General features: G+C 74.0%; 9 protein-coding genes. 8 read left to right on the plus strand and 1 reads right to left on the minus strand.

The genetic code is table 11. The features are described 5' to 3' along the window. The first annotated feature begins 231 nt into the window (after positions 1 to 231). The 7 genes from LY05_RS01685 (at position 232) to rnr (ending at position 10,641) form a co-directional block, all read left to right on the plus strand. Positions 232 to 1,230: an aspartate carbamoyltransferase catalytic subunit gene (locus LY05_RS01685; RefSeq protein ID WP_072746282.1), complete on the plus strand. Its 999-nt coding sequence runs from the start codon at positions 232 to 234 to the stop codon at positions 1,228 to 1,230. Further along, positions 1,227 to 2,537, plus strand: coding sequence for a dihydroorotase (gene pyrC, locus LY05_RS01690; protein WP_148921868.1), 1,311 nt, complete (start codon positions 1,227 to 1,229; stop codon positions 2,535 to 2,537). The genes LY05_RS01685 and pyrC overlap by 4 nt, the downstream gene beginning before the upstream one ends. Further along, positions 2,534 to 3,187 (plus strand): glycerol-3-phosphate 1-O-acyltransferase PlsY, encoded by a 654-nt coding sequence (plsY, locus tag LY05_RS01695; RefSeq protein WP_083581142.1) that lies wholly within the window; start codon positions 2,534 to 2,536, stop codon positions 3,185 to 3,187. Before pyrC ends, plsY begins: the two co-directional genes overlap by 4 nt. 50 nt (positions 3,188 to 3,237) lie before the next feature. After that, entirely contained in the window at positions 3,238 to 4,398 is a 1,161-nt protein-coding gene (gene dprA, locus LY05_RS01700; RefSeq protein ID WP_148921869.1) for a DNA-processing protein DprA, read from the plus strand. A 107-nt stretch (positions 4,399 to 4,505) separates the two neighbouring features. After that, positions 4,506 to 7,385, plus strand: a complete 2,880-nt coding sequence (gene topA / locus LY05_RS01705) for a type I DNA topoisomerase (RefSeq protein WP_148921870.1) — start codon at positions 4,506 to 4,508, stop codon at positions 7,383 to 7,385. Positions 7,386 to 7,388: 3 nt separating this feature from the next. Continuing rightward, the gene (locus LY05_RS01710) at positions 7,389 to 8,357 is read left to right on the plus strand and encodes a CE1 family esterase (RefSeq protein ID WP_072746279.1); all 969 of its coding nucleotides are present in this window, start codon (positions 7,389 to 7,391) and stop codon (positions 8,355 to 8,357) included. Positions 8,358 to 8,370: 13 nt separating this feature from the next. Next, complete coding sequence (gene rnr / locus LY05_RS01715; protein WP_148921871.1) at positions 8,371 to 10,641, plus strand: ribonuclease R; 2,271 nt, start codon at positions 8,371 to 8,373, stop codon at positions 10,639 to 10,641. 182 nt (positions 10,642 to 10,823) lie between these two features. On the opposite strand, the gene LY05_RS01720 is transcribed toward rnr, so the two are convergent. Next, a complete protein-coding gene (locus LY05_RS01720) occupies positions 10,824 to 11,189 on the minus strand; it encodes a DUF2794 domain-containing protein (RefSeq protein WP_148921872.1) in 366 nt (121 codons plus the stop codon). A gap of 177 nt (positions 11,190 to 11,366) precedes the next feature. Here LY05_RS01720 and LY05_RS01725 point away from each other — a divergent pair, with 177 nt between their 5' ends. Continuing rightward, positions 11,367 to 12,965, plus strand: coding sequence for a gamma-glutamyltransferase family protein (locus LY05_RS01725; protein ID WP_148921873.1), 1,599 nt, complete (start codon positions 11,367 to 11,369; stop codon positions 12,963 to 12,965). The last annotated feature ends 18 nt before the right edge of the window (positions 12,966 to 12,983 follow it).

The following is a 12,983-nucleotide window of genomic DNA, read 5'->3' on the forward strand; positions in this document are numbered from 1 at the left end:
GCCGCATCGCGGGTCCCGCGCGACCTTCCCGCCATCGCGCGCATCATGCGCCGTGCGCCATGGCGCGCGGCGACCGAGCCGGCGCCTTGCGCGCGCCATTCGCCGCGGCGCCTTGCGCGCCGCACTTGCCCGCGCGCCCGCGCCCGGCCTATAGCTGCGCCCAGCGACGCCCGGGCAGGACCGCGCCCGGCCCGCGCGCAGACCAGATCACGCCCGGCACGGAGCTCCGCCATGACCAGCGCCTCGCCCGACGCCGCGCCGCCCGACGGGGCCGCGCCCGCCTTCGCCCATCGCCGCCTTCTGGGCATCGAGGGGCTGAGCCGCGACGACGTGACCGCGATCCTCGATCTGGCCGACCGCTACGTCGCCCAGAACCGCCGCGCCGACAAGAAGATCGACGCACTGCGCGGCATGACGCAGATCAACCTGTTCTTCGAGAACTCGACCCGCACCCAGGCCAGCTTCGAGATCGCCGGCAAGCGCCTCGGGGCGGACGTGATGAACATGTCGCTGCAAACCTCGTCCATCAAGAAGGGCGAGACGCTGCTCGACACCGCCGCGACGCTCAACGCCATGCACCCTGACATCATCGTCGTGCGCCACCAGCATTCGGGCGCGGTGGCGCTGCTGGCGCAGAAGGTCAACTGCGCGGTGGTGAACGCCGGCGACGGCCGGCACGAGCACCCGACCCAGGCCCTGCTCGACGCGCTGACCATCCGCCGCCGCAAGGGCCGCCTGCGCCGGCTGACCGTGGCCATCTGCGGCGACGTCGCGCACAGCCGCGTCGCGCGCTCGAACATGATCCTGCTCGGGCTGATGGACAACCGCGTGCGCCTCGCCGCGCCGCCGACCCTGCTGCCGCCCGATGTCGGCCGCTACGGGGTCGAGGTCTTTCACGACATGGAAGAGGCCCTCGAGGGGGCGGATGTGGTGATGATGCTGCGCCTGCAGAAAGAGCGCATGGACGGCGCCTACGTGCCCTCGCAGCGCGAGTATTTCCACCGCTACGGGCTGGACCACCGCAAGCTGGCGCGCGCGCGCCCCGATGCGATCGTGATGCATCCGGGGCCGATGAACCGCGGCGTCGAGATCGACAGCCTCGTGGCCGACGACATCGACCGTTCGGTCATCGCCGAGCAGGTCGAGATGGGCGTGGCCGTGCGCATGGCGGTGCTGGACCTGCTGGCGCGCAACATCCGCGCCGAGCGCGCGCAGGAGGCCGCGCGATGACCGCCCGCACCCTGCTGACCGACGCCCGGCTGATCGACCCCGAGGCGGGGACCGAGACGCGCGGCGACCTTCTGATCGAGAACGGCCGCATCGCGCGGCTTGGCGCGGGGCTGGCCGCGGCCATGGCCGACGCCCCCGATCTGCGCCGCATCGACTGCGCCGGGCGCGCGCTGGCGCCGGGCATCGTGGACATGCGCGTCTTCATCGGCGAGCCGGGCGCGCGCCATCGCGAAAGCTACCGCACCGGGGGCCTCGCGGCCGCCGCCGGCGGGGTCACCACCCTGGTCGCCCAGCCCGACACCGAGCCGCCGGTCGACGATCCGGCGGTGATCGAGTTCATCGCCCGCCGCGCCGCCGAGGTCTGCCCCGTGCGCGTGCGCGTGATGGGCGCGCTGACCCGCGGCCTTCAGGGGCGGCAGATGTCCGAGATGGGCTTCCTGCAGGACGCCGGGGCGGTCGCCTTCACCGACGCCGACCGGCCCGTGGCCGATCCCACGGTGATGGCGCGCTGCATGCGCTACGCCGCGTCTCTGGGCGCGCTGGTGGTCCATCATCCGCAAGAGCCGCATTTCGCCCGCGCCGGCTGCGCGACGGCGGGCTTCTTCTCGACCAAGCTGGGGCTGCCGGGCGTGCCTGCCATGGCCGAGCGCATGATGCTCGAGCGCGACCTGGCGCTGGTCGAGATGACGGGCGCGCGCTACCACGCCGACATGCTCTCGACCCGCGGCGCGCTCGAGGCGCTGCGCCGCGCGCGCGCGCAGGGCCTGCCGGTCACGGCGGCCGCCTCGGTGCATCACCTGACGCTCAACGAGTTCGACATCGCCGACTACCGCACCTTCTTCAAGTTCGACCCGCCGCTGCGCGCCGAAGAGGACCGCGCCGCGCTGGTCGAGGCCGTGGCCGAGGGGCTGATCGACGTGATCGTCTCGTCGCATCTGCCCCAGGACGAAGAGCTCAAGCGCCTGCCCTTCGAGCAGGCCGCGCCCGGCGCCGTGGGGCTCGAGACGCTTCTGCCGGCGGCCTTGCAGATGGTCCATGCGGGCGCGATGGATCTGCCGACGCTGTTCCGCCGCCTCAGCCTGGCGCCGGCGCGTCTGCTGGGGCTGGACTGCGGGCGCCTTGCGCCGGGCGCGCCGGCCGATCTGGTGCTGTTCGACCCCGACGCGCCCTGGGTGCTGGACCGCGCGCGGCTGCGCTCGCGCTCCAAGAACACGCCCTTCGATCTGCGCCGCATGCAGGGGCGGGTGCTGGCGACCTTCGTGGGCGGGCGGCAGGTGTTCGACCGCGCGGCGGAGGAGGCGGCATGATCCCCGAATGGCTGCGCGCGCTTCTGGGCCAGGCGGCGGCGCCGGGGCTTGACGAGGCCGCGCCCTACCTCGCGGCGGCCTTCGCCGCGGGGTATCTGCTGGGCGCGATCCCCTTCGGCGTGGTCATCGCGCGGCTGATGGGGCTGGGCGATCTGCGCAAGATCGGTTCGGGCAACATCGGCGCGACCAACGTGCTGCGCGCCGGCGGCAAGGGCGCGGCGGCCGCGACCCTGGCGCTGGACGCGGGCAAGGGCGCGGCGGCGGCGCTGCTCTTTGCAGGCTGGGGCCCGGACGCCCAGGTTCTGGCGGGGGCGGGGGCCTTCGTCGGGCACCTGTTCCCGGTCTGGCTGCGCTTTCGCGGCGGCAAGGGGGTGGCGACCTTTCTGGGGCTGATCCTGGCGCTGGATCCCCTGGCCGGGCTTGGCGCCTGCGCGGTGTGGCTGGCGGTCGCCGCGCTGACGCGGATCTCGTCCGCGGCGGGGCTTGCGGCCACGGCTTCGGGGCCGCTGTGGCTGTGGGCGCTGGGCGATCTGCACGCGGTGCTGGTCGCGGCGGTCCTGGCCGCGCTCAGTTGGCTGCGGCACCGCGACAACATCCGCCGCCTGGCGCGCGGCGAGGAAAGCCGCATCAGCCTGAAGCGCCGCCGTTAACGGGGGCTTAACCGAGTCGGGGGCCTTCTGTCGGCGACAGGAGGATCCCCATGCAGGTTCGCTTCGAGTTCGCCGCCGCCCGCCCCGCGCCCCAGGATCGCCCCATCGACGTCATCCGCCTTGCGCGCAGCCGCAATGTGGGCCCGGCCACCTTCCGCGCGCTTCTCGCCCGGCACGGATCGGCGCGCAAGGCGCTGGCCGCGCTGCCCGAGCTTGCCGGGCGGGGCGGCGCGCGCGCCTACGAGGTCTGCCCCGAGGACGCCGCGGCGCGCGAGCTGGCGGCGGCCGAGGCGGTGGGGGCGAAGCTGCTGGCGCTGGGCGCGCCGGATTATCCGGCGGCGCTGGCGCAGATCCCCGATCCGCCGCCCATCCTGTGGGCGATCGGGCGGGTCGAGCTGCTGGCGCGGCCCTGCGTGGCGATCGTGGGCGCGCGCAACGCCTCGGCGCTTGGCCAGCGCCTGGCGCGCGGCTTGGCGGCCGAGCTGGGGGCGGCCGGCTGGACGGTGGTTTCCGGCCTGGCCCGGGGGATCGACGCGGCCGCCCATGCCGGCGCGCTGGCCACCGGCACGGTGGCGGCGACGGCCGGCGGCGCCGACAAGGACCCCGCCTTCGAGACCGCCGAGCTGGCCCGGCGCATGCGCCGCGAAGGCCTCGTCCTGTCCGAGCAGCCCATGGGCGCCGAGCCGCAGGCGCAGCATTTTCCCCGCCGCAACCGCATCATCTCGGGCCTGTCGCGGGGGGTGGCGCTGATCGAGGCGGCCGAGCGTTCGGGCTCGATCATCACCGCGCGCTGCGCGCTCGAGCAGGGGCGCGAGGTGATGTGCGTGCCCGGAACGCCCCTCGATCCGCGTTCGGGCGGCTGCAACGCCCTGATCCGCGAGGGCGCGACGCTGATCCGCTCGGCCGAGGACGTGATGGAGGCGCTGGGCATGGTCCTGACGCCCGAGCGCGCGCCCGACTCCCCCGACGCCGGCCTGGCCGAAGCCGGCGCCGCCTTCGCCCGCGCCCGGCCCGCGCCCGAACCCTGCGCCGATGCGCGGCTGCGCGCGGATGTGGCGCGGCTGCTCAACCTTTCCCCGGTCGAGGAGAACGAGCTTGCCCGCCTGACCGGCGCCAGCCTCGGCGCTCTTGCCGACGCCCTGCTCGAGCTCGAGCTGGCGGGGCGGCTCGAGCGTCTGCCGGGCGGTCTTCTGGCCCTTGCGCCGCGCTGAGGCGGCGGGCGGGGGCGGCGGCGCGCGACGGACGGGCGATTGACAAGGGCCCCGCCCCTCGCCCATGGTCCGCCGCCGAAGCCCGCATTCCCAGGAGCCGCGAACGCATGGCCGTCGTCGTCGTCGAGTCCCCCGCCAAAGCCAAGACCATCAACAAGTATCTTGGCGAGGGCTACAAGGTGCTGGCCTCATACGGCCATGTGCGCGACCTGCCGCCCAAGGACGGCTCGGTGGACCCCGATCGCGACTTCGAGATGATCTGGGAGGTCGACCCCCAGTCGGCCAAGCGCGTGCGCGAGATCGCCGAGGCGCTGCGCGAGGACAACGAGCTGATCCTCGCCACCGACCCCGACCGCGAGGGCGAGGCGATCTCGTGGCACCTGCTCGAGGCGCTGCGCAAGCGCCGCGCGCTCAGGAAGGACACGCCGGTCGAGCGGGTGGTGTTCAACGCCATCACCAAGGCCGCGGTCGCCGAGGCGATGAAGAACCCGCGCCAGGTGGACATGGAGCTGGTGCACGCCTACCTGGCGCGCCGGGCGCTCGACTATCTGGTGGGCTTCAACCTGTCGCCCGTCCTCTGGCGCAAGCTGCCGGGGGCCAGGTCGGCCGGGCGCGTGCAGTCGGTCGCGCTGCGGCTGATCGTCGAGCGCGAGATGGAGATCGAGGCCTTCCGTCCGCGCGAATACTGGTCGGTGCGCGCCGCCTTGCGCACGCCGCGCGGGGCGAGCTTCGAGGCGCGCCTGACCGAGCTGGGCGGGCGCAGGCTGGACAAGTTCGATGTCGACGCCGCGCCCAAGGCCGAGCTGGCCGCCGCCGCCGTGGCCTCGCGCCCGCTGCGCGTCGTCTCGGTCGAGGCCAAGCCCGCGCAGCGCAACCCTTCGCCGCCCTTCATGACCTCGACGCTTCAGCAGGAGGCCAGCCGCAAGTTCGGCATGGGCGCGCAGCAGACCATGCGCGCGGCCCAGCGGCTCTACGAGTCCGGCTACATCACCTACATGCGCACCGACGGCATCGACATGGCGCCCGAGGCCGTCGCCGCCGCCCGCCGCGAGATCGCCGAGCGCTGGGGCGAGGCCTATGTGCCCAAGTCCCCGCGCATCTACAAGAACAAGGCCAAGAACGCCCAGGAGGCGCATGAGTGCATTCGCCCCACCGACATGGCGCTGGACGCCGAGCGCCTGGCCGGCATGGGGCCCGATGAGCGGCGTCTTTACGACCTGATCTGGAAGCGCACCCTGGCCAGCCAGATGGAGGCGGCCCGGCTCGAGCGCACCACGGTCGAGATCCGCTCGGACGACGGCGAGGTGGGGCTGCGCGCCACGGGTCAGGTGCTGCTCTTCGACGGTTTCCTGAAGGTTTACGCCGAGGGGCGCGACGACGATCCCGAGGACGAGGACGAGCGCCGCCTGCCCGCGATCCACGAGGGCGACGCCCTGACGCTGGCCGAGGGCGCGCTGCGCGCCGAGTTCGACCGCGTCGCGCAGGCCGAGACGGACGGCGCCGGCGCGCCCGGCCAGGGGGCCGAGGCCGCCCCGCTACGCGCCGAGGGCGCGCTGCTGGCCGGAGCGGGCGCGGTTCTGGCCCAGCGGCACTTCACCCAGCCGCCGCCGCGCTACACCGAGGCGACGCTGGTCAAGCGGATGGAAGAGCTGGGCATCGGCCGACCCTCCACCTACGCCTCGATCGTCACCACGATCCAGGAGCGCGGCTATGTGCGCAAGGAGAAGAACCGCCTGATCCCCGAGGACAAGGGGCGGCTGGTCATCGCCTTTCTTGAAAACTACTTCCGCCGCTACGTCTCCTACGACTTCACCGCCCGCCTCGAAGAGGATCTCGACCTTGTCGCCGCCGGGCAGGAGGACTGGAAGGCGCTGCTTTCGGCCTTCTGGCGCGACTTCTCGGCCGCCATCGCGGAAACGAAGGACCTGACGATCACCGAGGTGCTCGAGAAGATCAACGAGGTCCTCGCCCCGCATCTGTTCCCTCCGCGCCCCGACGGCGGCGATCCGCGCCTGTGCCCCCATTGCGGGCAGGGGCGGCTGTCGCTGCGCACCAGCCGCGCGGGCGGGGCGTTCATCGGCTGCTCGAACTATCCCGAATGCCGCTACACCCGGCCCCTGGCCGGCGAGGTCGAGGGCGGCGACATGGCCGGCCCGGACGGCAAGCTGCTGGGCCATGACGAGCACGGCGTGCCGGTCACGCTGCGCGTCGGGCGCTTCGGCCCCTATGTGCAGCTGGGCGAGCAGGAGCCCGGCTCGGACCAGAAGCCCAAGCGCGCCTCGCTGCCCAAGGGGCTTGCGCCCGAGGCGGTGGATCTTGAAAAGGCGCTGGCGCTGTTGTCGCTGCCGCGCGTGATCGGCGAGCATCCCGAGGGCGGGCGCGTCGAGGCGGCGATCGGCCGTTACGGCCCCTACGTCATGCACGAGACCGTCGACGAGAACGGCAAGCCGCGCCGCATCTACGCCAATCTCAAGGACCCGGACGAGGTCTTCTCGATCGGGATGAACCGCGCCGTCGAGCTGATCGCGCAAAAGGCGGCGGGCGGGCGCGGGCGCGCGGCGGCCGAGCCGCTGCGCGTGCTGGGCGAGCACCCCGAGGGCGATGCCGTGGCGCTGCATGACGGGCGCTACGGCCCCTATGTGAAGTGGCGCAAGATCAACGCGACGCTGCCCAAGGATCTGCCGCCCGAGCAGGTGACGCTCGAGCGCGCGCTCGAACTCATCGCCGAAAAGGCCGCGCGCTCGCCGGCGGGCAGGAAGGCGGCGAAGAAGGCCGCCGGCGCCGCCAAGCCGGCCAGGAAGGCCGCGGCGAAGAAGCCGGCGACGAAGGCCGCCGACGAGAAGACCGCGACGAAGAAGGCCGCCGAGAAAAAGACCGCGACGAAGAAGAAGGCCGCGCCGAAGAAGGCCGCCGCGAAGGCCTCGTCCGCGAAGGCCTCGTCCGCCAAGGCCGAAGACCCGGCGCCGGACGGCGCGGCGGACGGCTGAGCGGTGTCGGCGCCGGCCCGCCTGCTCCGGCGCCTTTGCGCGGCGCTTGCGGCGGCGGCGCTGGGGCTGGCGGCGTCGCCGGTCGGCGCGCGGGCCGACGCGGCGCCCGAGATTCGGCTCGAGAAGCGCGCCGTCGGGCAGGGCGCCGCCGCCCGGCGCTGGTGGCTCGAGCGCGCGCGGCCGGCCGAGGGCGCGCCCCCCGCGCCGGCCCCGGTGCTGGTGGCGCTGCACGACGCGGGCGGCTCGGCCAGCGATCTGCGCAGGACGGCGCGGTTCTCCTTGGCGCGGCGCGGCTGGCTGGTCGTCTATCCCGAGGCCGCGGGGCCCGAGCGCGCGTGGAATGTCGGGCGCAAGACGGCGGCGGGGTTGGCGCGCAAGGGGGCCGACGACGTCGGCTTCATCGCCGCCATCGTCGCGGCGCTGCGCGACGAGGGGCTGGCCGACCCCTCGCGGCTGTTCCTTGCCGGCATGGGCGAGGGGGGGCTCATGGCGCTGCGGCTGACCTGCGCGCCCGGCCCGGTCTGGCGCGGGGCGGCGGCGGTGATGGGCGGCTGGCCGCCGGACCTTGTCTGCGACCAGGGCAGGCCGACGCCCGTCCTTCTGTTCAACGCCTCGCTCGATCCGGTGCAGCCGCTGCATGGCGGGCGCGCGCCGCCGGGGTTGCGCGCGGGCTCGGGCGCGGCGGCGTCGGTGGCGCGCACGGCGGCCAATATCGGCGCGCGCAACGGCTGCGCGGGGTTCGAGACGCGCTTTCTGCCCGCTCCGCCGCCCTTGCGCGTCGAGCTGCGCGCGCATCGCTGCGCGACGCCCTTCGAACAGGTCATCATCCACGGCGCCGGGCGGCGCTGGCCGGGCGCGCCCGAGCCCGCCGACGCGCGCGCGCGCGGCCTTGGCCCGCCCGCCCCTGTCCCCGACGCCACGGCGATGATCGAGGCCATGTTCTTGTCGCTCGCCAATCAGGGCCGCCCATGATAGGCCGCGATCCATGAGCAGACCCTTTCCGACCAAGCAAGAGATCCTCGATTGGATCCGCGACAATCCCGGCGCGGCCGGCAAGCGCGACATCGCCCGCGCCTTCGGCCTCAAGGGCCCGGCGCGGGTCGAGCTCAAGCGCCTGCTCAAGGAGATGGCCGCCGAGGGCCTGCTGGAGAAGCGCCCGCGCCGGGCGCTCGCGCCCAAGGGGCACATGCCCTCGGTCGCCGTGCTGATCGCGCTCGAGCCCGACGCCTCGGGCGACCTGTTTCTCGAGCCGCAGGGCTGGGAATCGGACGACCCGCCCCCGCGCATCCTGTTCGTGCCGCGCAAGGGCGATCCCGCGCCCGGGCCGGGCGACCGGCTGCTGTGCCGCCTGACGCGCGTGCATGATCTGGACCACGCCTACGAGGCGCGGCTGATCCGGCGCATCGGCGCGGGGGCGCGGCGCATGCTGGGCGTGTTCCGCGCCGGTCCCGACCATGCCCGCGTCGAGCCCATCGCCAAGGGCGACGCGCATGTCTGGATGGTTCCGCCCGGCGCCGAGAACGGCGCGCGCGACGGCGAACTGGTGCGCGCCGAGGCGCTGGACGGCCCGCGCGCGCACCATCTGGGCCTGCCGCGCGCGCGGGTGATCGAGCGTCTGGGCGACCCGTTCGCGGCGCGCTCGGTCTCGCTGATCGCGATCCACGAGCATGGCATTCCGCTGGATTTCCCGCAGGAGGCCGAGGACGAGGCCCGCGCCGCCCGCCCCGTCGGCCCCGAGGGGCGCGAGGATCTGCGCCACCTGCCGCTTCTGACCATCGACCCGGCCGACGCGCGCGACCATGACGACGCCGTCTGCGCCATGCCCGACGACGACCCGGCCAACCCGGGCGGGCATGTGGTGTGGGTGGCCATCGCCGACGTCGCGCATTACGTGCGCCCGGGCTCGGCCCTTGACCGCGAGGCGCGGCGGCGCGGCAACTCGACCTATTTCCCCGACCGCGTGGCGCCGATGCTGCCCGAGGCGCTGTCGGCGGATCTGTGCTCGCTGCACGAGGGGGCGGACCGGCCCTGCATCGCGGTGCGCATGACGCTCGATGCGTCGGGCGAGCGGCGCGGCCACCGCTTCGTGCGCGCGATCATGCGCTCGGCCGCCTCGCTCAGCTACGAGCAGGCGCAGGCGCTCGAAGACGGGCGGGCCGATCCCGCCCTGGCGCCGCTCGAAGGGCCGGTGCGGGCGCTGTTCGCCGCCTGGCGCGCCGCCGACAAGGCCCGCGCGCGCCGCGCGCCGCTGGCGCTGGACCTGCCCGAACGCAAGGTCGTCCTCAGCCCCGAGGGCGAGGTCGAGCAGATCACCTTCCGCGAGCGTTTCGACGCCCACCGGGTGATCGAGGAGTTCATGATCCTGGCCAATGTCTGCGCCGCCGAGACGCTGGAGCGCAAGCGCCGCCCGCTGATCTACCGCGTGCACGAAGAGCCGGGCCCCGACAAGATGGACGCGCTGCGCGAGCAGGCCGAGGCCTGCGGCCTGGTCTTTCCCAAGGGGCAGGTCCTGCGCACGCGCGACTTCAACCGCTTGCTCGAGCAGGCGGCGGGCGGCGAGTGCGCCGAGCTGATCAACCTGGCGGTGCTGCGCGCGCAGACGCAGGCCTATTACGCGCCCGAGAATCTGGGCCATTTCGGTCTGAACCTGCCGCGCTATGCGCATTTCACCTCGCCCATCCGGCGCTATGCCGACCTGACGGTGCATCGGGCGCTGATCTCGGCCCATGGCTGGGGGCCCGATCCGCGGCGCGACGGCGCCACGCTGGAAGAGCAGGAGTCGCTGAAGGAGACGGCCGAGCACATCTCGTTCACCGAGCGGCGCTCGATGACGGCCGAGCGCGACACCATCGACCGCTACCTGGCCGCCTTCCTGAAGGATCGCGTGGGCGAGGTGTTCGAGGGGCGCATATCGGGCGTGGCGCGCTTCGGGCTGTTCGTGAAGCTGGACGAGACGGGGGCCGACGCGCTCGTGCCGATCTCGTCGCTGGGGCGCGAGTATTTCGTCCACGATCCCGAGGCGCAGACCCTGACGGGCGAGCGCACCGGCCGCGTCATCGGCCTTGGCCAGCGCGTGACCGTGCGCCTGCGCGAGGCGATGCCCGTGACGGGCGGCATCGTGTGCGAGCTGCTCTCGGTCGAGGGCGGCGCGCTGGCGGGCGGCGGGCGGCGCGGCAAGGCGCGGGGCAAGGCGCCGCGGCGCAAGCTGGTCAAGGAGCGCGTGCGGCGCGCCAAGGTTCCCCGCCGCCGGCCCTGAGGCGCGCGGGCGGGGCGGCGCCGACTTGCGATGTTCCAGCCGCGATGGCCGGCTGCGGGCGCGGGCGGCGGCGCCTTCGGCCGTCCGGCTGCGCGCGGCGCCGGGCCTTGGGCGCGTGCGCGCATGGGGCCCCGGGCGCCCGCCCGGCCCCTGGCCGCGGGGCGGCGCGCCGGCCCGCGGCTTCAGCGCCCGTCGAGCGCGCGCATCAGCTTGCGGTCGAACACGCGCATCACCTGCCGCAGGTCGTGCCCGCGCCGCAGGATGCGCCCATCCATGCCGATCACCGCGTAGGCGCCTTGCCGGGCCGCAAGGCGCGGGCGTTTCTCGATCCGATAGATCGGGTGTTCGGCCGCGCGGCGAAAGATCGAGAACACCGCCGCCTCGCGCAGATGCGAGATGGCGTAGTCCCGCCACTCGCCCGCCGCGACCATGCGCCCGTAAACGGCCAGGATCGTCGCCAGCTCGACGCGCTGGAAGGCCACCGGCTCGGCGCGCGCGGGCCCGCCGCCGCCCGGCCCCGACATGATGTGAAGCTCGCCGCCGCTCATGCCTTCAGCATGGGCGCGGCGGGCCGTCGGGGCAAGGCCGCGGCGGCGCCGGCACGCGGAAATCGCGCGCGCCGCCGCGCCGCCGGCGCGCTTGCGCCTTGCCATTCGCGCCGGGCGGGGACATCGTCCGACGGTCTGCGGCGCGCCGGCGCCGCCGCGCCGCGCAGGGAGGACAGGATGAGCTACGACAGGACGCGCGATTTCCAGAAGCCCGGGCGCTCGCAGGTGATCGCCTGCAACGGCATGTGCGCCACCTCGCATCCGCTGGCGGCCAAGGCCGCGGTCGAGGTGATGGAGCAGGGCGGCAACGCCGTCGACGCCGCCATCGCCGCGGCGGTGCTGCTGGGCATTTGCGAGCCGCAGATGACGGGGCTGGGCGGCGACTGCTTCGCGCTGGTCGCCAAGCCCGACGGCGCGGTGATCGGGCTCAACGGCTCGGGCCGCGCGCCGGCGGCGCTGTCGGCCGAGGCGCTGCGCGCGCAGGGCTTCGAGCGCATGCCCGAACGCTCGCCCCATGCGGTGACGCTGCCCGGCGCGGTCGACGCCTTCGACCGCCTGTCGCGCGATCACGGGCGGCTGGGGCTGGCGGCCAGCCTGGCGCAGGCCATCCGCTATGCCGAAGAGGGCGTGCCCGTCGCCCCGCGCGTGGCCTTCGACTGGGCCCGAGGGGCGCAGAACCTGAGCGGCGCGGCGCGCGAGTTCTACCTGATCGAGGGCGCGGCGCCGCGCGCGGGGCAGGTCTTTCGCGCGCCGCGCCAGGCCGAGATCCTGCGCCGCATCGCCGCGCAGGGGCGCGCCGCCTTCTACGAGGGCGAGGTGGCGCAGGACATGGTCGACACCCTGCGCGCGCTGGGCGGCGTGCACACCATGGAGGACTTCGCCGCCGTCGAGAGCGAGTATGTCGAGCCCGTCAGCGGCGACTACCGCGGCGTCGAGCTGGTCGAGCTGCCGCCGAACGGGCAGGGGGCCACGGCGATCCTGATGGCCAACATCCTGCGCCGGTTCGATCTGTCGGCGCTCGATCCCTTCGGCGCCAAGCGCGCGCATCTCGAGGCCGAGGCGACGCGCCTTGCCTATGACGCGCGCGACCGCTTCATCGCCGATCCCGAGCACGCCGCGCTGCGGCTGGGGCACATGCTGTCCGAGCGCACGGCCGAGCGCCTGGCCGCCCTGATCGACCCCGAACGCGCGCTGCCCGAGCCGGTCAAGGCCGCGACCGAGGCCGTGCACCGCGAGACGGTCTATGTCAGCGTCGTGGACAAGGACCGCATGGCCGTGTCGCTGATCTATTCCATCTTCCACTCGTTCGGGTCGGGCCTGGCGTCCGAGCGCTTCGGCGTGCTGATGCACAACCGCGGCGCGTGCTTCAACCTGATCCCCGGCCATCCGAACGAGGCCGCGGGGGGCAAGCGGCCCATGCACACCATCATTCCCGCGCTGCTCCGCCGGGGCGGGGCGGTGACGACCTCGTTCGGGGTCATGGGCGGCGCCTACCAGCCCTGCGGGCATGTGCGCCACCTGACCAATCTGGTCGATTACGGGATGGAGCCGCAGGTCTCGATGGACGGCCCGCGCAGCTTTTTCGAGAAGGGCGCTCTGACGCTCGAGCGCGGCTACGACGCCGCGGCGGCCGAGCGCCTGGCGCAGATGGGTCACCGCGTCGAGCGCGCCGAATCGCCCATCGGCGGCAGCCAGTCCGTCACCATTGATCGCAAGCTGGGCGTTCTGATCGGGGCGTCCGATCCGCGCAAGGATGGCTGCGCGCTGGGCTACTAGGCGCGGCGCCGGCGCGCG

The organism is Oceanicella actignis (genome assembly GCF_008124525.1).
Taxonomy (GTDB): Bacteria; Pseudomonadota; Alphaproteobacteria; order Rhodobacterales; family Rhodobacteraceae; genus Oceanicella; species Oceanicella actignis.